Below are 22,303 nucleotides of genomic sequence, written 5' to 3' on the forward strand. Positions count from 1 at the left end.
GCCGCTTATTAGCGGCTTTTTTTACAACTACAGCACATAGCGATAACTATCTGCTGACGATTATCCTAGTCGTTAGAATCGATATTATGCATATCTAAATTGCTCAACTCTGCTTGCAGAATGGGCGCTTCACGAGACTTCTCACCACGCGAAATATCAATACGTTCAAGGTAGTCTTGGTCTACATCACCGGTAATATAGTTGCCGTCGAAAACTGAAGTTTCAAAACGTTGAATTGAATCGTTTTCTTCCCGCACTGCCTCAACTAAATCAGTGATATCTTGGAATATAAGACCGTCAGCTTGAATAAGGTCGGCTATTTGATCGATTTCTCGGCCATAGGCAATCAGTTCGTTGGCTGAAGGCATGTCGATACCATATACGTTAGGGAAACGTATTTCAGGCGCTGCAGAGGCGAAGTATACCTTCTTAGCACCAGACTCTCTGGCCATCTCAATAATTTGGCCAGATGTAGTACCTCGAACAATAGAGTCATCAACTAACAACACGTTCTTGCCTTTAAATTCAGACGAGATAGCGTTTAGCTTGCGGCGTACAGACTTCTTACGCATAGTTTGGCCAGGCATAATGAAGGTACGACCAATGTAGCGATTCTTCACAAAGCCCTGACGGTATGGCAACTCTAAGGTGTTGGCAATTTGCAGTGCCACATCCATAGACGTTTCAGGGATAGGAATAACAACATCGATGTCTAAATCGCTCCATTCACGGGCAATTTTTTCACCTAATCGGCGACCCATATTCACGCGAGACGCATAAACTGAGATACCGTCGATAAAGCTATCTGGGCGTGCAAAATACACAAACTCAAAAATACAAGGCGAAGTAATGGGGTTCTCGGCACACTGTCTGGTATGAAGCTCGCCATTTTCAGTAATGTACACGGCTTCACCTGGCGACACATCGCGGATGAATTGGAAACCAACGGCATCCAGTGCCACACTTTCCGATGCTACCATCCACTCTTCGCCAAGCTCTGTCATACGCTTACCTAGCGCTAACGGGCGAATGCCGTGTGGGTCACGAAATGCCACAATACCTTGGCCGATAATAGCGGCAACAACCGCGTACGCACCGCGAATTTTCTTGTGTACTTTAGTAACTACTTCAAAGATATGTTCAGCGGTAACACTTAGTCCTGCCACTTGCTGTAGCTCGTGAGCAAGAATGTTTAACAACAATTCTGAATCAGATGTGGTGTTAATATGACGACGGGCAATTCGAAATACTTCTTCTTGCAAATCGTGTGCATTGGTTAAGTTACCATTGTGTGCAAACGCAATACCAAACGGTGAGTTCACATAGAAAGGCTGAGCTTCGGCTGAACTTGAGGTGCCCGCAGTAGGATAGCGAACGTGCCCAATACCCATATTACCCGATAAACGCTTCATATGACGCGTATGAAATACATCACGAACCAAACCATTTGCCTTACGCAAATTAAACATATTTTGGTCGATGGTCATTATTCCAGCAGCATCCTGTCCACGATGTTGGATTACCGTTAAACCATCGTACAAAGACTGAGCTACTGGTGTTTTACCAACTATTCCGACAATACCACACATGTGCGTTACCTATATCAAGCGGGATTTAAGAAACTGGAGGAGCCTTTCACATATGTGAAAAACCACTCAATAATGACACCAAATTCGGGAATAAGTACCGACGTTTGCCACCACTGCGATGAGGCAGCGGCAGAGAAAGTGTCCATGAAAAAGAGAAGCGCGCTAACGATAAGTACGCCGCGGAGCGCTCCAAATACAATGCCTAAAACGCGATCGGTACCTGACAGGCCTGTAGCCTGAACCAGTTGTCCAATTGCAAAATTTAACATGCCGCCTAGCATCAGAGTTGATACAAATAACGCGGCAATGGCAGCACCATTTCGAAGATACAAATCATCGATGGCAGTAAAATATACGGCTAAGTCGGCATAAAAATGGCTGGCAATAAAGAGTGCGCCAAACCATACCACAAGAGAGGTGGCTTCTTTAACAAACCCTCTAATAAGGCTTATTAAGGTAGATACCGCAACGATACCCAATATGGAAAAGTCTACCCAGTTCATTGTCTCTTAATTGCGTTATAGTCGCGGAAGTTGTTAGTAGCGACATGCCGTTGGCGAGATGGCGCGCATTCTAACAGAAGCCGGAAAAATTACCAATGTGTAATATTTTTAGCTTCTGATTTTCACGGCGTAGAACGTGCTGTGTACCTATCGGTTTACACTATTCTACTTTAAACGTGGTGACCTTACCTTTCAGGTCGGTGAGTTCACGTAAATGGGGCAATGCTGCCTCTAATTTTTGTTTTTCTAAGTCTGGCCCAACAAACACTTTGTTGAGCGGACCAGAGTTAGTCATTATCCTGCGACTAAACGCACGATACCCGGCTTTCTCAAGCTTATTCAATAATGACTTTACGTTTTTCTCATGGCGAAAGCTGCCTAGTTGTATCACCCAACCTGCGTCATCCACAGTAGATGAATCTGGTGCTTCAACAATGGTTTGACTGGCAAGAGTGTCTTCTGGCGTTATTTTAGCCTCTACCGGCTCAGGCAACGCTTGAGTCTCACTAGGCACATTAGACGGTGCGCCTTCATCATCCAGCGCTTTGTCATCTGTTACCGTAACGGGCAACTGTGCCGCTTTAGCTACCCGCTCACTAGGAAAGGCTTCGGGCTCTACAATGGGTTTCTTAGGAGGACTTGCAGGAACAGATACAAACGGTTCTTTATTGGTTTGCTTCTTGCCATCAAGAAAGTCTGGTAAAAAAATAACTGCCAGCGCCACAATGATGATGGTGCCCACGAGTCTATTCTTTAATGCCGACGTCACTATTATCTCCTGTTGAACTTATTGTTCGATTTTATTGTTGTTCATTTGCGTTGGAATAATCTAACACTTCAGCCACGGTAACAAAGGAACCAAAGACCAATATAAGTTCGCCTTCATGGTAATCATTACGTGCTGCTTTATAAGCATTCGTCACATCGCTGAAGGTTTGGATATAGCTTTTATCAAGCTGAGCATCCAAAAGCGCCTCCGCTAGTACGTCTGCATCGCAGCCTCGAGGGCCTGATGTGCTTGCTAAATACCATTGTGCATTCAGCGACGACAAAGGCGCAAGGGTTTCTACAATAGATTTGTCTTTTAACATACCCGCTACCACGCGTATTTTACTTGCGGGGTAACGTTTAAGCCATTCCCGCATTGCTTTGGTTGCTTGGGGGTTATGCGCGACATCCACCACCACTAGCGGGTTATGGCTAATTTCTTGTTGGCGCCCTGGCAAACGGGTATTGGCAATAATGTGCTTTATCGCTGTTTCATCTGGCAGTAAGTTTAATAATTCTAGTGCCGCAAGTGCCGTACTCACGTTTTGCTGAGGAATATGTGGGTATGGCAGCTGGGTAAATTCAGTATGCTTACCCTTCCATTGCCACGTTCGACTGGTGCTGGTGCTAGGACTATTGTCAGGCGCGGTATTCTCAACGATGAAAAAGTCTTTCAGAGCCCATCGAGCATCAACATCTAATTCAGACACAACGTCACGTAGTGAACTTGGCGGTAAAAGCTCACCAATAACAGCTTTACCATTTTTTCGCATGATACCGGCTTTTTCACGAGCAATTGCTTCGCGGGTATCACCCAGCCAGTCTTGGTGATCAAGATCAATAGTCGTAATAATGGCTAAATCTGGGTCAAGAATATTAGCGGCATCTAACCTTCCCCCTAGCCCCACTTCCAATACGGCCACATCAACACCCCAATCCTGCATCATTTTCATTGCAGCCAAGGTGCCGAATTCAAAATAGGTTAACGTGATATCGCCACGGGCTTTTTCGATAAGCTCGAAAGCACGGCAAAATGCGCCTTCTTCAGCCAATTCACCGTTTAGCCGCACACGTTCGCAGTAACTCACTAGATGAGGAGAACTAAACACCGCAACGGTTTTACCTTTCGCAAGCATAGCTTGCTCTAACAAGCGACAGGTCGTGCCTTTGCCATTAGTACCGGCAACGGTAATAAGTAAAGCGTCTTTTAGATGGATACCCATGGCATTTGCCACAGATTTAACGCGCTCAAGCCCCATATCAATGGCGCTTGGATGAATAGATTCAAGATGAGAAAGCCACTGACTCAACGTGGTTGTTGAGCCAGTATTTTGATTTTTTTGTGTATTCACTAATTCTGATGATGCAGCTTAAGTAACAAGCCGTGTAATTTATCACGCATTTCTCTGCGGTCAACAATCATATCAATAGCGCCTTTCTCAACAAGGAACTCACTACGCTGGAAACCTTGTGGTAACTTTTCGCGTACTGTTTGCTCGATAACACGAGGACCAGCAAAACCAATCAAGGCTTTTGGCTCGGCAACGTTAACATCACCTAGCATCGCTAAACTGGCAGAAACGCCGCCCATTGTTGGGTCTGTTAACACAGAAATGTAAGGTAAACCTTTCTTGCTCATTTTTGCCAATGCTGCAGAAGTTTTGGCCATTTGCATTAGCGACATAAGCGCTTCTTGCATACGTGCCCCGCCACTGGCAGAGAAACAAATTAGTGGTGTGTTGTTTTCAAGACAAGCATTTACTGCGGCAACAAAGCGAGCACCTACCACAGAGGCCATTGAACCACCCATAAAGGCAAATTCGAAACTGGCTACTACAACCGGCATACCTTTTAGCTTGCCCTGCATAACAACCAAGGCGTCTTTTTCATTGGTTTGCTTTTGCGCGGCTACAATCCGGTCTTTATAACGCTTTGAGTCTTTAAATTTCAAGATATCTTGTGGTTCGAATTCAGCGCCAAGTTCTACGCGATCCCCCTCATCAAGAAAACCGTCTATACGGCGACGGGCCGTAATACGCATGTGATGATCGCACTTAGGGCAAACTTCTTGAAGTTTTTCCAGCTCAGTTTTGTACAACACAGCTTGGCAAGAGCCGCATTTTGTCCAAATCCCCTCAGGTACATTACCTTTTGTGGATGTTTGCGTACGCGGAAGAATTTTTTGAATCCAGCTCATGGAAAAGGAATCCTTTATATTTATTAGCGCACCGACACTGTTTTTTCATTCGTGCTTTGTGTCAATACTACATGAATATTTCGGTTACTTTATTGTAGCGCAAGAGAAAAATACGCACTACGTTAGTACAACCACCTAATATAGCGCGCTATTAGACCACAATACAGTAAAATGGAAAAAACAAAACTGGTCTAAGAAGTTGAACGGTAACCCATTGCTACCGTTCACGCTCTTAAGATTCTGGAAGAAAAAGAGGCCCTAGAGGTGATTTTGGTATACCGAAGTGCTCAGGGTAAGTCACATCTACCAAATACAACCCATTAGGTTTGGCGGTGGTAGCGGCTTTTGCTCGGTCTTTTAAGGTAAGTAGATGCGCCATCCAATCAACAGGTTGCTCTCCAGCCCCAATGCAAAGCAGTGACCCCGTGATGTTACGTACCATATGATGCAAAAACGCATTCGCACGGATATCTAACACCACATAACGACCTTGCCTATGTACACTCACGCTACTCACGGTTCGGTGAGGCGTTTTGCTTTGGCACAGCGAAGCCCTGAATGTAGTGAAATCGTGCTCCCCTACCAGCGCCTGTGCGGCTTCATGCATTTTTTCTGCGTCTAACTCGCGGTATTCGTGAGTAACACCATTGTGCAGGATAGCAGGTCGCATACGGGAGTTATAAATAACGTAGCGATAACGACGATGGGTAGCCGAAAAGCGGGCATGAAAATCATCAGAGACAGGTTTGGCCCAGGTTACGGCTATCGTGTCAGGCATGTTAGCGTTTATACCAAGTGTCCAAGCACGCTCTGGACGCTCTACATCGCTGTCAAAATGGACTATCTGGCCAGTTGCATGTACACCAGCATCGGTGCGACCAGCACAAAATACTATAATAGGCTTATTTGCGATAACGGTGAGTGCTTTCTCTAGGTATTCTTGCACGCTAGCCACGTCTTTTTGACGTTGCCAACCATGTACCGATGCACCATCATACTCGATGCCTAAGGCGATTCGCCCCATGTTTCAAACACCTCTAAATTGAAAAGCCGCTAAGTGTAGTCATACCGCACTCAACATGCAATTAACTGATGGATTTTAAAATACCTTCAGCTTCTTGCTTTTGCTCTTCACTACCCAGATTCATCACATCTTCGAGTAATTCCTTCGCAGCAACGATATCATCCATTTCTAGATAAACCCGTGCGAGGTCGAGGTTCGCGTTTTGCCCAGCATCTTTATCAATATCAATGACGTCATCGGCATCATTAACACCGGTAAAATCAGATAGGCTTACATCTAAATCAAGTTCTGCACTGTCTGGATCTATATCATTGTCTTCACCATCATCCATCAGCGCTTCCACATCCAAGAAATCTTCTGGTGGAGTGCGTGGTTCGGTTTCAGCATCAAGATCCACATCGTTTAGTAGTGCACTTAAATCTAAATCTGGATTGTCGAGCTTGAGTTCAGGCTCGGGACCTTCTTCAAGATTTAGGCTTTCTGTCGATTCAGTGGTGTCAGCTGCAACGCTTGGTTCATCTTCTTGCTCGGATTCAATGCTTTGCAGCAATTCATCAAATTCTGCACCATCTAAATCGTCAAATATCTCTTCTTGTTCTGACTCTTCGGTTCCTGACAACCAGTCATCTAACCCTGGCACATCTTCTAATTCGTCGAAGTCGCTAGGGTCTTTCTCATCGGAAGAAGGCTCTTTATTGGCTGAGGGCTCTTTATTGGCTGAGGGCTCTTCACCGGCTAAAGGCTCTTCACTAGCTGAAGGCTCTGGCACCACGCCATCAACTTCATGCTCTAATTCAAATTCATCAATTTCATCAAATGCACTATCAAGAATACTGTCATCGTAATCGTTGCTTTCTGGCTCTCGCTCTGGCTCTGGCTCTGGCTCTGGCTCTGGCTCTTCAGCATCATCGCTTGATTCACCAAATGTAGGAATATCATCCATCATTTGTTTATCAAACGCCGCTAACGCATCGTCAAGTGGATCCGCTTCGGCTTCGGCTTCGGCTTCGGCTTCGGCTTCGGCTTCGGCTTCGGCTTCGGCTTCGGCTTCGGCTTCGGCTTCGGCAAGAGGCTCATCAGCATCTGGCTCGATGTCAAAAGTATCTTCTACATCTTCTTCATCAGCAACATGAGGTTCATCTGGCGCAACGTCTAGACCGGTTTCGATATCAGAATCAAGCTCAGAAAGTAAGTCCTCAGTCAGTAACTCGTCTTCATCACTGTCGCTTTCTTCGTCGCTGTGGGCACCGTCTACGTCTACTTCTACATTTTCGGGTTCAGCAGACTCGAGAGCATCGTCCCTGTCATCATCACCATCAAAGTCTAGTTGAGCTTCAGCTGGCGGTGCTTCATCTAATACTTCGTCTTCGTTAAACCCGTCAATGTCATCTTGTGACTCGGCTTCTTCTAACGAGGCTATATCTTGTATTTCTGCTTCTGGATCATCAATGACTTGCTCAGCGGAACCTAAAGATTCAAGTTCGTCTAACGGTTCATCATTGCTTAAATCTGTTGCGTCTGTTTCTGACTCACCTTCAGCAAGCTCGTCTTCGGCGGGTACTTCTTCACCGTGCTCTTCATCAGCGAATAACTCTTCAACAAGCTCGTCATGGGAAGCTGCTTCATCTTCATTGTCTAATGCTAATTCTTCGGGCTCTGGCGCTAGCGCATCGGCCTCAAGTTCTTCATCACTAGAATCATCTTCAGCTAGTGCTTCATCAATAGATAATTCGTCAGCAACATCTTGGTCAGCTTCGTCAAAATCTGATGTTTCTTGCTGCTCGATTTCACTGTCTGTGCTTTCGGCCTCTAAGACTTCATTTTCGGTGGGGCCATTCTCAAGCGCATCGATTTCGGGAGCTTCTTGAGGAACATCAGTTTCATCGCTCAGGTCGTCACGAGATAGTGTTTCATCACTGCCTAGCGGCGCATCGGGCTGAGTCTGTTCAATATCACTGTCGATATCAGCTTCAAGCTCAGCAAGAAGCTCATCTGCAAGCGCATCGCCGGAATCAGTACCTTCATGGGAATCAATATCTGCTTCTAGCTCAGCGAGTAAATCATCAGTAAGTGGATCGTCAAAGTCATCGTCAACTTCTGGTGCTTCAGTAGCCTCAGAGGTTTCTTCTGAATCGTTTTCAAACGCGTCATCTGGTTGATTTTCAGCTTCTAGCTCTGCTAATAAATCATCAGTAAGTGGGTCATCAAAATCGCCATTTTCGTCAAAGGCAGGCTGAGTTTCATCTTCAGAGTCGATTCCCGCTTCAAGCTCGGCAATTAAATCGTCTGTTAATGGGTCGTCAAAATCAGCATTATCATTGTCTGATTCACCATCTATCTGAGCGTCTGCTGATTCGGGGTCTACATCGTCATCATCCGATTCAATGTCAGCTTCAAGCTCGGCCAGCAAGTCATCTGTGAAAGGGTCAGAAAAATCATCATCTGCAGATTCATCTACTTCAGGAGCCAGCTCTTCGTCAGATGCATTTTCATCGAATCCCAACGCTTCTTCACTTTCAGCCTGCAATTCAGAAATTAAGTTATCCGACAAAGGATCAGAGAAATCATCAGCATTCTCCATGTCTTCAACATCAATTTCGTCTAGGTCATCGGTAATACTGTCTAGGCTTTGAATGGCTTGTGGTGAAGGAGCTGAAGCAACAGATTCTATTGTATCCTCTTCGCTTTCGCTGTCTTCGTCACCTTCGTCAAGGCCACCCATCATTTCAATTTGCTCAATCTCGTTAAGCAAATCATCGGTAATACGATCGAGTTCTTGATTCTGCTGATTAATTTCATCATCAAGCTTATCAATCATTTCTTCGTTAATAAGCTCATCTTTACTGTCTAGCTCGTCAAGCAGCGTAGGTTCTGGTGCATTTTGTTCAAGCAAATCATCAATGCTGATCTCAGGCGTTTCGTCTTCGTCATCAACACTGGGTAAGGTGTCAGTATCTTCTTCACTTTCATTCGATGCAGACTGTGCTGCTTCAAAAATGTCGTCAACAGAATCACTCGTTTCAGCTTCTGCCATTGCGCCATCTAAAATATCATCAATATCAAAGTCGTCATCTAAGGCGTCGGGTTCAGACGCATCTGGCGCTTCTTCAATATCGGTTTCGTCTTGTGCTTCGTCTAAATCTTCACCAAGATCTGTATCAAGCGATTCGTCAAAGTTAGCTACGTCGTCATCGTCATCACCAGATAAATCAAACCCTTCTAAACTGCTATCTCCATCTTCACTGAGCTTATCAGACAAATCATCATCATCGAACAAACTGTCTAGCTCATTCTGGTCAAGCTCATCACTGCCCGACTCAAATAAGTCATCGGTATCGTCTTCAGGCACCAACATGTCATCGTCTAGGTCGCCGAAGGTTTCTAAGTCATCATCAAGGCTTTCTTCTAATTCAGACGTAAGCACATCATCAAGCAAGTCGTCGTCGTTGAACAGATCGTCATCCGTCAGCTCCATGCTATCGCCAAGATCTGGCTCTAGTGCACTGGCCAAGTCAGCCATGTCAGTATCTGGTACAGGCACATCATCAGAGATTTCTGGTACTTCTGGTGCTTCTGCAGCTTCAGCTGGTTTGCGTTTCAACAACCACGCAATTAGCCCGCCGACCAATAATAAGGTAATAATGCCGGAGCCTATAATGAGAAGCATTGGGCTAGAAAGCGAACTCCACATCGACTTTTGTTTTTCTGCTTCTCGCTGCATTTGCTCGGCTTTCATCATATCGAGCAGCTCTTGTTGCAGCGCCACTTGCGTATCTATCTGTGTTTTAACATCGCCTTCAACCTGATTACGAAGCTCTTGAAGTTCACCATTAACCTCGTCTACCCGCTCATACAGTTTGCGATTTTCATTTAACAAGGCTTCCACGTTTTCTAAAGACGCAGCAAATTGCATCCGAAGTTCATCAAACTGACGGGTTTGCTCTTGATCTAAACGCGTAATTTTTTGTTCTATATTGGATTGAGTTTGGCTTAAATCGTTTTGATTCACCAAAGGCGCAGGCGGTTTAATATTTCGTACGCTGCTACCAGGTTTGTTTAGCAACTCAGCGAAGGTTCGCTCGTCATTTTCTGCTCGAATTTGTGCTTGTCTTGCATCAATACGAGAAATATACCGTTCTGATGGCAACTTCAGTATTGAACCATCAACCAGTAAATTTAAGTTTTGCTGTTCAAACGCATTGGGGTTCAGCTCATAAATAGCGGACATAACCTGATAAACCGACAGGTTATTATTTTGACGATAACGCTCAGCTATACGCCAAAGGGTATCTTGAGAATCAATGGGGCCGTATTCTAATCCCGAATACTGACTGGTCGCGTTCTTGGGCCCTTTCAGCAGGGTAGCGCGTTCCTGTGCATCGACATTATTGTGGGGGGCTAGTAAACATAAAGTAAGTAAAACTAAGCCCGTCAAATGCAATTTCATAGCAATCCTATATGCCCTCAAGCGTCAACACCACCAAATATCATGGTGGAGATTCGTAGCTAAACCTCTTTTCATTTGCGCTTAAATGCTGCAAACCGGTCCAGCTTTTTATTCTTATCATTTGATAGCGCGTGCGCACGAATGAAAATGCTCTATCAATACAGATTTTCTACATTGCTTACCGCTATTTTTTACCTTTATTGATGTATCGACAACATCACTAAGGCCGGTGGTATTTCCAATCTGGTTTAGGAAACTATAAACCAGTTATTAATGGCAATCTAGTTAGCCCTTCTGTTTTCGGTATCTATTTGTTGAATATCGATATAACTGCTTATCGGCCGAGTAAGCAAAATGTTTACTTACTCGGCGAAATCAATGTCATATGCCCTATTTGAGGCTTTGCTTACTTACCCTATGATTACAGGTAATCGCGAATTAGGGTTTCAGCAATTTGAATACTGTTTGTTGCCGCACCTTTACGGATATTGTCTGACACAACCCAAAGGTTAAGACCACAGGGATGGGTAATATCGTTTCGAATACGTCCAACGTGAACCATATCATTGCCACTAGCACTGCTTACCTGAGTAGGAAACTCGTCGGCAGCATCATAAACTTTAACGCCTGGGGCATCGGCAAGTAATTGTTTAACCTGTTCAGCATCTATTGGCGCGCGAGTTTCTAAGTGAATGGCTTCACCGTGACCATAGAACACTGGCACTCTTACTGCGGTCGCATTAACCAAGATGCTGTCATCACCCATAATTTTTTGTGTTTCCCACACCATTTTCATTTCTTCTTTGGTGTAGTCATTATCTTGAAACGCATCAATCTGCGGAATAACGTTAAAGGCGATTTGACGGCTAAACGCTTTAGTCTCAAGCTCTCGCGCATTTAACAGGCTAGCAGTTTGTTTCACCAGCTCTTCCATCGCTTCTTTTCCTGCTCCCGATACAGACTGATACGTACTGACGTTAATACGGTCAATACCTACAGCATCGTGTATCGGCTTTAGCGCCACCATCATTTGAATGGTTGAACAGTTAGGATTGGCAATAATGTTTCTGTTACGAAAGTCAGCTAATACATGAGCATTAACTTCTGGCACGACAAGCGGAATGTCTGGCTCGTACCTAAATTCAGATGTGTTATCAATAACAATACAGCCTGCATCAGCAGCACGTGGCGCGAATTCCGCAGAAATGCTGCCGCCCGCTGAAAAGAAGCCAAACTGTACCAACGACCAATCGAAAGTATCTGCATCCAACACTTCTACATCTTCGCCCTTGAAGCTAATACTGGTTCCCGCTGAACGTTTGCTGGCTAGTGGATATAAACGATTTACTGGAAAGCCACGCTCTGCCAGTAGTTCTATCATAGTTTGCCCAACTAGACCGGTCGCGCCTAATACGGCAACGTCAAAGGCTTGTGACATAAGTGTTGTTTCTCCTGTAAATAGTATTGCTTAAAAATAAAAGACGTTAGGCTGGCAAGCTAGGCTTGCAACAAAAAACCTAACCCTTTCAATTGCTGTTTAATTCCATCTGATGTGTGACTGGGCAATATCAGCGTGTATGCACTGCATTCCCGTCTTATTCGATAGCTTTTGCGCATAGTAGCAAAGGTGTGGCTAATGCTGGCACTAATTTCTTCGCTTTGCGCACTTTCATTTTGCTGTCTTTTCAACGCTTCCCCTAACTTTTCACGAAACGCTTCATCATCAACACGCAAGTTATAAACCTGTAGCATTAATCCTATCAAATCTTGTTTCGATAATGCAGAAGCTGTCGCAGATGCCAATTCTACTTTAATGGGTTCGACAGCAGACAAATAGTCGCCGAGAGTTTTCGTGTTTGGTTCTTTCAATAAGTTACATATTTGTTCGTAAACATACTGGGTACCACGCACTTTACCCTCAACTGAATGCCCAGCAATATGAGGTGTCATCAACCAACAGTATTGTAATAGTTCAGGATTAATGGCGGGCTCATTTTCAAAAACATCTAACACTACTGTGGGCGCGTTGGGTTGTTTAAGCCTATTTAACAAGGCCAGTTCATCAATCACCTCACCGCGACATGCATTAATTAGCAGCTTATTGCTACCTAGCTGCCCTAGCACATCAGCATTAATCAACTTACCTGTGGTGTGGCGGCCTGTATTCACATAAGGCACATGAAGCGTGATGACATCACAATCGATAATATCTTCAAAATCAACGAAACTACGTGGGTCACCCGACTCATTTAATGGGGGATCGCACAACTTATATTCAATGTTCAATGCCGCTAATCGTTTAGCCAACGCAGTGCCTACATGCCCTGCCCCCACAATACCAACGGTAATAGCATTAATGTCTATTTTACCTGCACGGTCAGCCAAAAATAATGCGCTTAGCACATATTCGGCCACGGCAACGGCGTTACAACCGCCCGCGGAATTCCAGCTGATCCCCTGACTATTAAGCCAGGTTTTATCCATGTGGTTAGTGCCAGAGGTAGCAGTGGTAACGAACTGGAGTTGTGAAGCTTGGCTAAGCAAGGCTTCATTGACTTTGGTAGTGGAACGCACAGCCAAGATATCTACGTTTTTGATATCTTCCGGAGTAAGGGTTTGCCATGCATAACTGCTAACATCGCCTAAGCCGCTGAAGTATTCACGACCTAAAGGGATAGTGTCTTCAAAGAGTATTTTCATGGTGCTAAGTCTACCTCAATCCTTCGGATTAGTAACCTTGAGCACCATGAATCAATACAGTTTTTTAGTCTAATTTAGCGCTTATTCATCGAAACCAGGGAATCGACGAGCAACCCGCCGTTTAATTCCTGGCCACGCTAGGCTTCCACCCGCTTGCTTCGTTACCTCAGACGCTTGGGCACGGATCCCTTGTAAAATAGCAGAATGAATAGGGATTAACTTCTGGCCTGTGGCTTGCGCTTTTAACTGAATTTCGCAGGCTCGCTGAAAGATGAACATAAATAAAAACGCATCAGGAATGTTATCGGCACAGGTAAGCAGCCCGTGATTTCGCAATATCATAAATTGCGTATCACCTAAATCACGAACTAGTCGCGCTTTCTCATCAGGGTTCAAGGCTACCCCTTCATAGGCATGGTAAGACAGCGACGCTAACGGGAACAAAGACTGCTGTGAATACGCTTGCAATCCTTCCTCTAATACTGAAAGCGCTACCCCTTCGGTAGTATGCAAATGCATAACGCACTTCGCATTGTCTCTGGCTTCGTGTACCGCACTGTGAATAGTAAAGCCCGCAGGGTTGATGTCGTACTCACTTTCCATCACCTTGTTACCATGTAAGTCTACTTTCACCAAACTTGATGCAGTAACTTCATCGAACATCATGCCATATGGGTTTATTAAAAAATGGTGTTCGGGCCCCGGCACCCGTGCCGAAATATGGGTAAATATTAAATCGTCCCAGCCATACATGGCCACTGCGCGATAACAGGCGGCTAAATCCACACGGGTTTGCCACTCTTGCTCACTCACTTGTGCTTTTACTTTTGAACTCATCATAGATCTCCTACATTTTTTGCTACCTTACGCCTAAATTACAGGCTAAACTGTCGGATAAACGACACTGTAATGAAAATGTTAAACCAACAATACACTTCAGTTTTAACCAGCTCGATGTGGTTTTCTTCACTCCCTGAAAACTTACAAAGTGCCTTGCTCGATAAAGTGCGTATTCGCCATTTAAAGGCAGGCCAACAATTGCATGCAAAAGGTGAAGAGGGAATTGGCTTTTATGGCCTGTGCGAAGGCCGCCTGCGGGTATTGAACATAGGGGAAAACGGGAAAGAAATGCTATTTGCCTTGCTGGGCCCGGGTACGTGGTTTGGTGAAATATCCTTATTCGATGATTTACCCCGCACTCATAACAGTGTGTGTGAAATCGATACCGTTATTGCCGTTATTCCCAAAGTCGCGTTTAACGCAGTGTTAAAAGCACATCCCGAGCTTTATCCACACTTTGCCCGCCTGCTTTGTTCACGAGTAAGAAGTGCATTTCAATTTATTGATTCCAGCGCAGGGCTAAACTTACAACACCAGCTAATTAAGCGCTTGCTCATGCTAACCACCAGTTATGGTCAGCATTTACCGCAAGACAGTGCCATTACCTTAACCTTGTCGCAAGAATCTTTAGCGCAAATGATAAATAGCAGCCGACAAACCGTAAATCAGCTCTTAGGCGATTTACAAAACCAAGGATTACTGCATTTACATTATGGGAAAATAACGATTAGTCGACCAAGTGCTCTGTTTGCTCTTTTAAAAGATAAAGAGTGAGTTTGACGTACTTCTGCTGGCTTATTAAAAGGTACGAATAAATCTCTGGAAGCAAAAAGGCCCGATGTCAGTAACCTAAATTACCATCATCGAGCCTTTAAAATTAACGGCTGAACGTAAGCTGCTGTTAAGTAGTCTAGTATCAGGTTTGTTTTAAAGCCGACTGTCGACGCTAATTCAAACCAGTTAACTAATTGCTTTATTAACCTTGGTAACGTTGCATCACCAACGTTGCGTTAGTGCCGCCAAAACCAAAACTGTTAGACATCACCGTGTTCAACGTTGCTTCACGTGCTTGTGTCACAATGTCGAGACCATCAGCTGCGTCATCTAATGTGTCAATATTGATTGATGGTGCAATAAAGTTATTTTCCATCATTAATAAGCTGTAAATAGCTTCGTTAACGCCAGCTGCACCTAACGCATGACCTGTTAGTGACTTTGTTGCACTAATTGGCACACCAGATTGGCCGAATACTTCCTGAATAGCCGCCAGTTCTTTTACATCACCTACTGGTGTTGAAGTACCGTGGGTGTTCAAGTAGTCGATGGGTGCAGACACATTCTGCATAGCCATTTTCATACAACGGATTGCGCCTTCGCCTGATGGTGCTACCATGTCGAAGCCATCAGAAGTTGCGCCGTAGCCAACCACTTCACCGTAGATTTTTGCGCCACGGGCTAAGGCGTGCTCAAGCTCTTCCACCACTACCATACCGCCGCCGCCTGAGCTAACAAAGCCATCGCGTGCTGCATCATAAGTACGTGATGCTACTGAAGGGTTGTCGTTATATTTAGAACTCAGTGCGCCCATGGCGTCGAACTGACTTGACAGTGCCCAGTGCAATTCTTCACCGCCACCTGCAAATACAACGTCTTGCTTACCCAGTTGAATAAGCTCCATGGCGTTACCAATACTATGCGAACTGGTGGCACACGCTGATGCGATTGAGTAGTTCACACCACGAATTTTAAATGGCGTAGCAAGACACGCTGAAACCGTAGAGGCCATACAACGTGGCACCATATAAGGACCCACACGTTTTACGCCTTTTTCACGCAGAATGTCTGCCGAAAGTACTTGGTTTTCAGAAGACGCGCCGCCAGAGCCAGCAATAATGCCGGTGCGATCGTTTGAAATGTCGCTATCTTCAAGGCCTGAATCTTCAATGGCTTGTTGCATTGCAACATAAGCATAGGCCGCTGCATCACCCATAAACCGCATCGCTTTGCGGTCGATGTGCTCTTTAAGGTCGATATCGATATTACCCCACACTTGGCTTCTTAAGCCCATCTCAGCAAACTGCTCAGAGTGTGTAATACCTGACTTACCTGCTTTTAATGAAGCAAGTACATCTTGTTTATTGACGCCGATGCTTGAAACAATTCCAAGACCGGTGATAACTGCTCTTCTCATAGTTTACCCTTTGCGTTGATGCGGCTATGGTAACGATTTTGATTGGTAAAGTGGTCTGCTTTGCAGCTTAAGACCCAGCACTTCACTTTTTCTAACCGCATCCTGATGCATTTGCTTTAATTATTCTTGCGCCACGTGAATTGCTTCATGCAATGTATCATGAAAGGCACATTCAAATACTAGAAGAAAATAGCAAGTTCACAAAAGCTTCACTAAATTCTTAAACAATGCACGGGGTTTGACGGCAAGACCAATGCTTTGATGATTATCGATATACTTGTTTAATTTCATCAAACTGGTCACATCTCTTATCCATTCGTCTATCTTTAACAATTAAGATAAACACATTGAGTCAATTCAGATAACATTGTGTCGTGTCACTATGCTCCTGCGCCCTCTACTATGTGCAGTTCTTGAAAGATAAAAATCTTTAGTCAAATTTGTAAGGGAATACACATCACCATGGCCACTTCTAACTTGTGGGGCAATGAACTCGAGTTTCGTCGAACGGTATTAAGCGTTGTTCTACTTGTTATCATTGTTGCGGGTGTCATTTTCACTATCAATAATTGGATTGTAGGTCACAGAGTATTAGCGTTTGTTGAGTTACTGGTTGTTGTTCTTTCCCTCGCTATTTTAGCGATCCATAAAAAGACAACGAACCTAAAATTATGGTCTTCCGTATTTTTATTTGCCCTATATACGGTTATTCTTATTGGCATTCTTACCGCTTCATTTACCTCAGCGCTGTACAGTTGGCTATTCATTGTGCCAGTTCTTTCCTATTTGTTGTTGGGCACCCAATTAGGCACCATCTACTCTGTATTATATGTATTATCAGGCTGCGGCATCTTGACCTACCGACATATTGTGCATAATCCCGACACACCCGTCATTGCCATTGTCAATATTGCCTTAACGCTTACTGCTATTTGGGCGTTATCTTATACCTATGAACGAAAACGGGCAGAGACCGTCAAACGTTTGCAGGAAATGGCCTCATTAGACCCGCTCACAGGGCTGAACAACCGCTTGCTTCTAGGCTCAATTTTCGACATGCTCTGCGAAACCTTGCCCGAAAAACAAAAATCTGTCTCTATGGTGTTAGTCGATCTTGACCATTTCAAGAAGGTAAACGATAGATATGGCCATGGCGTAGGAGATGCAGTACTGGTTGACGTATCACGAATTATCAATAGTATGCGCAGACGAAACGATTGCGCTTTTCGATTCGGCGGCGAAGAGTTTTGTTTACTTGTACCTGATGTTACGCCTTCTCAGGCTCATAGCATTGCAGAGCGCTTACGGCATTCAGTTGAACACACGTTAAGCGCAGAAGGCTTTGATGCGAAAATGACCGTAAGTATCGGCGTGGCCCGCTGGCCTGAAAATGGTGACGCGTTGTCTCAAATTTACAAGGTCGCCGACGAGAGACTGTATAAAGCCAAAGAACAAGGTCGCAATCAGACTGTCTCTGAATAGTTAGTTATCAACTGCATAAAGAGTTAAATTACACCGGTGAAATCTCAACAAGCAAGCGTGCATTTCAATGAAAACGGCACGCCTGTCGCCGACCATTTTGGCGACGTATACTTTTCCAATGACAGTGGCATTAATGAAACCCAATATGTATTTATGGGTGGAAATAGCATTGTTGAACGCTGGCAGGCACATAGCAACCCTAGCTTTGTGATTGCTGAAACCGGCTTTGGCACTGGGCTTAACTTTCTGGTTGCCATGCAAGCGTTTAAACACTTTAGAAACGCCAATCCCAGCCACCCGCTTAAACAATTATTCTTTTTAAGTACGGAAAAATTCCCACTACCCAAACCAGATATGGAAAAGGCATTACTGGCATTTCCCGCTTTGAAAGGAGAAGCTGGCGCATTAAGTACGCGCTACCCTATGGAGCTAGATGGCTGCCATAGGCGTCATTTCGCTGAATTTGATACCACGTTGGATTTGTGGATTGGGGATGTACACGATTTATTGCCTCAATGGCATAGCCCAACAGCTGGGCTGATTGATGCATGGTTTTTAGATGGCTTCGCCCCAAGTAAAAACCCTGATATGTGGGCCGACACGTTATTTGAGCAAATGGCGCGGTTGTCGAAAGTAGGCGCTACCTTTGCCACCTTTACAGCAGCGGGTTTTGTAAAGCGCGGGTTGGCTGCCGCTGGATTTACCGTATCAAAACGTAAAGGCTTTGGTAGAAAACGCGATATGTTGGTGGGTATTTATGAAACAGAAGCTGCGTCGACATTAGCTGAAAAGCGTGCCTTCGAAGGCCCCTACTATCGTTATAATCAAGCTGCTGTTACACCTAAAAGCCACGTTATTGTGGTGGGCAATGGCCTTGCGGCAGCTACGGTGACACTTTCTTTAGCTAAGCGCGGCATTAACGTTACGGTATGTCATGATCAAGAGGCTTTAGCCTCAGGCGCGTCAGGCAACCCACAAGGGGGGTTTTTCCCTCAGCTTCATTCCGAGGCCAGTATTGCCAGCCGTATTCAAGCGCATAGCTTTTTGTATGCTTCGCATATTTACCACACCTTGCTTGATGATAAAGATACCCCACCAAGTACTACGTTGAAAAAAACGCCTGTGGCACACGACTTTTGCGGTGTTGCGCAGCTTAACTTTAACGAGAAGGTCGCCGTTCGGCAGAAAAAACTGGAGGCTAATGGTGTATGGCCCGAAGCGTTAATTAAACCAATAAGCCCTGAGGCGCTATCGGAAAAAGCGAGCATTGCCTTACCTTATGATGGACTGTTTATAGAGCAAGGGGGCTGGATATCGCCACCTGACTTAGTGCAAGCGCTAATTGAGCAAGCAAAACAGTACGCAGATGTGACCGTATTATGTCACCATGAGTACCTTTCTCACACGGTACTGAATGACAATGACAAAACATCATTATCAGATGCGCTTGCCCAAGCACACCACCTTGCTGTGGAGTTTAGTGTAACGGCGGGCATAAAGGATTCATCAAATAATAAGACCTTGTTTGCTGATCATCTTATTTTGGCCACAGGTGCTGGTGCTGTGGGCAGTAATGCCTTTGCTTCATTACCGCTGCGCCCCGTGCGCGGGCAAGTAGAAGCCATTACCACTCAAGCGCCCATAAACGCATTAACCACTGTGATATGCCACAAAGGCTATATGACTCCTGCATTAAATAACCGACATGCGCTTGGCTCAACCTACATCAAAAACGACCTATCTACTGAAGTACGAGCTCAGGAAAGTGAACAAAACCTGCAAACCCACCAGCAAGCCATGGCGAATACCGATGTTGTACAACAGCTCGAGCATGACGGCGAAGCAAGGGCTGCCACGCGATTAGGTTCACCGGATCATCAACCTGTATCTGGCATGCTTGCAGATTTTTCCGCACTTAAAACTCAATATGTTGGTTTGTCGTTAGGTAAGCCGCTTTCTACCGCAGCCCCGTTGCCAGCAACTCCAGTAAGCACATTATGCTGCTTAGGGTCACGCGGCCTCACTACCGCGCCTTTAATGGCGGAATTATTAGCAAGCACGTTAACTCATGAGCCTTTGCCGTTAAACAACGACTTGTGTCAGGCGGTACATCCTGCACGGTTTATGGTGAGAGACTGTATACGAAGTATCTTTGATGAATAGCGATGGCTTTTATCGCTATTTTTAAGCAGCAATTTTTTAAGCTGCAATAAAAAAGCGCAGTGCTGAACGCCTATTTTACTGGGCCACTTCAGACTGCGCTTTTTTGTTAAATTCGATTGTCACCGGCAGTTAGAAACTCACCGATGCGTAACCCGTTATTGTACTGGCACCTGCGCCGTTAAGCCTTTATTTAAATCGGTCACGATGAACGCGGGAATATAGATGTTCGCACTGGCAACAACTTGCTTGTTTTGCATTGAGACAATACGGGCATTAATGCGAACGCCCCTGTCGTCTTCAATAATAGTGCCTGTCACTACATGGTCCATCGACACTTGCTTGGCCAGTGCATTCGCTTTGCGGCTTAATACAAAATCACCAAAGGGCGTTACTGTCACGCCACCAGCCATTTTAAAGTCTACAATGGCTAGCCCAAATTCTTGAAGTTCGGCAATAAGGTATTCAGAAAGTTGATTTCCTAACACCGTGCTATCACCTAAAGATTCATTCAAGCGCACAAAACTGGTCACCCCCACCATGTCTTGCTGTGTAAGGCGGGTTGCGTTATCCATTAAGTCCATCGCCAATTGCGATGCGTAGTCATTTAAGCGTTTGTGGGTTTGTGAAGGAGAAAAACCTTGGTGCAAAGGGTCTCTGTAGCCTGGATCCACAGCAATGTGCTGCTGATATTCACGGTCACGAGAGTCTGGGTGGTACTCAAGGCCTGATCCCCTTGGCACAGGAACAGGCTCAGCAGAGTGAGAAATTTCTCCGTCATCACCTAGCCAAAAAGAGCCGATTGATTCAGTACTGGTACACGCGGTGAGGTTAGCGACTACCCCCATTGCCAGCAAAGCAATAAGCCTTTTCATGATTAACCTCTACTTAATTTTACGCCATCACGCATGCCGTTCTTTTGGCTACCGTCGCTAGGGATTAGCGCTTCTACCACATAAAATGGCACTAGCATTTGTGCACTCGCCACTACCGCGCGAGATTCTATGCCCAAAATTCTGGCGTTAACTAACACGCCGCCCTGGTGTTTAGCCATGGTGCCCGTAAGTACGTAATCTATGGGTAAACTGCTGCTTAATTCTAAATAGTCGCGGCTAAGAACGAAGTCGCCACCGTCGGTAATACGAATGTAGTCTGTGGCTTTAAAATCGATAACGGGCACACGAAATTTATGCAGTTCGTGAACAAATGACTCTGCCATTTGCTTACCCAGCAAATCCGTTTCTTGAAGATTGGTATCAATAAGCGCGAAATGCGTTACGCCTATAGGCGTTTTTTCATTCACATATTCCATATTTGCGATAAGGTCTTGGGTCATATTTTTTACGTAATCACCAATATGCTTAGTTAGCGGTCGTCCTTTATAGGCCCCTTGGACACTGGAATAAAGTGTAGGTTGACCTATAGCGCCAAACGCATCCATACCCTCTTGCTCGTCTGACTGTTCGTCATCGTCTTCTTTTTTTGGTGAAGGACGGTCTATCGCCATAATATCTACTACATTCATGGCCGGTCGAGACGTTTCTTCAACTGCCACTTCTTCTTCGCCTAACATCATAGAGCAACCGCTCAAGGCTAGCGTTGATGTTGCTAGGATACATGCCGTGCATTTAGCCGTGCGTTTAAATAGTGCGTTCATCCCGTTACCTTCCACCTTCAGTTCTGTACAGTCGACCATTACGGCTCGTTACTCGCTCTTCTTCCCAAAAAATCTCCGCTGGGAAAAAGCGGGTAGCTGCCGCCACCACGTCTTTATTTCTTACGTTGATAATTCTTGCGTTAACCACAGCCCCAGACTGTTGGTAAACCAAGGTACCCGTTATGTAGAAGTCGACCCGTTCAATATCGGACAATTGGTCGATATTGCGCGTAAGTACTCTATCGCTTTCGTCATTAACAATTATATCGTTCGAAAGCTTAAATTCTTGAGTAGTAAAACCACGTTTTGTGGCTTCGGTCATCATGCCCTGCTCTAATTGATGCCCTAACATCATCAATGGATGTTGATCATTCTTGTTGTATTTCATGGTATCAACAGGCACAAATCCCGCCACGGCATAGCGCGCTTGCCTAGAAGGTCGCAAATCAGCAAACAGCTCATTGGCTAAAATGTAGGTGTGATATTCAACATTCCCAAGGGCTGGAACCGCCAAGGGATCAGACTGTGACATTTGGGCTTTAGGGTCGTCCGACGATTGACAGCCCCCAATGATGGCAAGTATTAATCCGGCAGAAATCGCTCGCGAAGTGTTGCGCAAGATACAGCGAAAGGTACAGCGCACCGTGCAGTACCCTGCTATTTTGGGTGCGTTACTAGCGCTACGCTTGTAACTCGCAAGTTGAATTAAACCGAACATATATTCACCTAGAAATAAGCCATTTGT

17 protein-coding genes are annotated in these 22,303 nt (G+C 45.0%); 3 read left to right on the top strand and 14 right to left on the bottom strand.

Annotated features, from left to right (window positions below):
- Positions 1–65: 65 nt before the first annotated feature.
- From purF to J5X92_RS11345, 10 genes are all read right to left on the bottom strand, one after another.
- Positions 66–1,589, bottom strand: a complete 1,524-nt coding sequence (gene purF, locus J5X92_RS11300) for an amidophosphoribosyltransferase (protein WP_013783506.1) — start codon at positions 1,587–1,589, stop codon at positions 66–68.
- A 14-nt stretch (positions 1,590–1,603) separates the two neighbouring features.
- A complete protein-coding gene (locus tag J5X92_RS11305; protein ID WP_208805801.1) occupies positions 1,604–2,092 on the bottom strand; it encodes a CvpA family protein in 489 nt (162 codons plus the stop codon).
- 160 nt (positions 2,093–2,252) lie between these two features.
- Positions 2,253–2,861 (bottom strand): SPOR domain-containing protein, encoded by a 609-nt coding sequence (locus tag J5X92_RS11310; protein WP_126871457.1) that lies wholly within the window; start codon positions 2,859–2,861, stop codon positions 2,253–2,255.
- Positions 2,862–2,892: 31 nt separating this feature from the next.
- Positions 2,893–4,212, bottom strand: a complete 1,320-nt coding sequence (gene folC / locus J5X92_RS11315; RefSeq protein ID WP_208805802.1) for a bifunctional tetrahydrofolate synthase/dihydrofolate synthase — start codon at positions 4,210–4,212, stop codon at positions 2,893–2,895.
- A complete protein-coding gene (gene accD / locus J5X92_RS11320; RefSeq protein ID WP_013783502.1) occupies positions 4,212–5,057 on the bottom strand; it encodes an acetyl-CoA carboxylase, carboxyltransferase subunit beta in 846 nt (281 codons plus the stop codon). The genes folC and accD overlap by 1 nt, the downstream gene beginning before the upstream one ends.
- 232 nt (positions 5,058–5,289) lie before the next feature.
- Positions 5,290–6,081 (bottom strand): tRNA pseudouridine(38-40) synthase TruA, encoded by a 792-nt coding sequence (gene truA / locus J5X92_RS11325; RefSeq protein ID WP_013783501.1) that lies wholly within the window; start codon positions 6,079–6,081, stop codon positions 5,290–5,292.
- Between the two features lie 61 nt (positions 6,082–6,142).
- The gene (locus J5X92_RS11330) at positions 6,143–10,528 is read right to left on the bottom strand and encodes a FimV/HubP family polar landmark protein (RefSeq protein ID WP_208805803.1); all 4,386 of its coding nucleotides are present in this window, start codon (positions 10,526–10,528) and stop codon (positions 6,143–6,145) included.
- Between the two features lie 421 nt (positions 10,529–10,949).
- Positions 10,950–11,966: an aspartate-semialdehyde dehydrogenase gene (locus tag J5X92_RS11335; RefSeq protein ID WP_013783499.1), complete on the bottom strand. Its 1,017-nt coding sequence runs from the start codon at positions 11,964–11,966 to the stop codon at positions 10,950–10,952.
- 59 nt (positions 11,967–12,025) lie between these two features.
- Positions 12,026–13,228: a 4-phosphoerythronate dehydrogenase gene (locus tag J5X92_RS11340; protein ID WP_013783498.1), complete on the bottom strand. Its 1,203-nt coding sequence runs from the start codon at positions 13,226–13,228 to the stop codon at positions 12,026–12,028.
- An 81-nt stretch (positions 13,229–13,309) separates the two neighbouring features.
- Entirely contained in the window at positions 13,310–14,065 is a 756-nt protein-coding gene (locus J5X92_RS11345; RefSeq protein WP_013783497.1) for a class II aldolase/adducin family protein, read from the bottom strand.
- Between the two features lie 72 nt (positions 14,066–14,137).
- Here J5X92_RS11345 and J5X92_RS11350 point away from each other — a divergent pair, with 72 nt between their 5' ends.
- Positions 14,138–14,842 (top strand): Crp/Fnr family transcriptional regulator, encoded by a 705-nt coding sequence (locus J5X92_RS11350; RefSeq protein WP_013783496.1) that lies wholly within the window; start codon positions 14,138–14,140, stop codon positions 14,840–14,842.
- A gap of 202 nt (positions 14,843–15,044) precedes the next feature.
- Here J5X92_RS11350 and fabB read toward each other — a convergent pair whose 3' ends face one another.
- On the bottom strand, positions 15,045–16,259 hold the full coding sequence (gene fabB / locus J5X92_RS11355; RefSeq protein WP_013783495.1) for a beta-ketoacyl-ACP synthase I: 1,215 nt from the start codon (positions 16,257–16,259) through the stop codon (positions 15,045–15,047).
- A 462-nt stretch (positions 16,260–16,721) separates the two neighbouring features.
- Between fabB and J5X92_RS11360 the strand changes: the two genes are divergently transcribed.
- Both J5X92_RS11360 and mnmC read left to right on the top strand, forming a co-directional pair.
- Positions 16,722–17,741, top strand: coding sequence for a GGDEF domain-containing protein (locus J5X92_RS11360; RefSeq protein ID WP_013783494.1), 1,020 nt, complete (start codon positions 16,722–16,724; stop codon positions 17,739–17,741).
- Between the two features lie 36 nt (positions 17,742–17,777).
- Entirely contained in the window at positions 17,778–19,904 is a 2,127-nt protein-coding gene (gene mnmC, locus J5X92_RS11365) for a bifunctional tRNA (5-methylaminomethyl-2-thiouridine)(34)-methyltransferase MnmD/FAD-dependent 5-carboxymethylaminomethyl-2-thiouridine(34) oxidoreductase MnmC (protein ID WP_208805804.1), read from the top strand.
- A gap of 155 nt (positions 19,905–20,059) precedes the next feature.
- On the opposite strand, the gene J5X92_RS11370 is transcribed toward mnmC, so the two are convergent.
- From J5X92_RS11370 to J5X92_RS11380, 3 genes are read right to left on the bottom strand one after another with little or no spacing between them, the layout of a single operon-like run.
- Complete coding sequence (locus J5X92_RS11370) at positions 20,060–20,776, bottom strand: FlgO family outer membrane protein (protein ID WP_013783492.1); 717 nt, start codon at positions 20,774–20,776, stop codon at positions 20,060–20,062.
- A gap of 2 nt (positions 20,777–20,778) precedes the next feature.
- On the bottom strand, positions 20,779–21,558 hold the full coding sequence (locus tag J5X92_RS11375; protein ID WP_126871447.1) for a FlgO family outer membrane protein: 780 nt from the start codon (positions 21,556–21,558) through the stop codon (positions 20,779–20,781).
- 4 nt (positions 21,559–21,562) lie between these two features.
- Positions 21,563–22,276: a FlgO family outer membrane protein gene (locus J5X92_RS11380; protein WP_126871446.1), complete on the bottom strand. Its 714-nt coding sequence runs from the start codon at positions 22,274–22,276 to the stop codon at positions 21,563–21,565.
- Positions 22,277–22,303 lie beyond the last annotated feature (27 nt).

The organism is Alteromonas sp. K632G (genome assembly GCF_017653625.1).
GTDB classification, from domain to species: domain Bacteria; phylum Pseudomonadota; class Gammaproteobacteria; order Enterobacterales; family Alteromonadaceae; genus Alteromonas; species Alteromonas naphthalenivorans.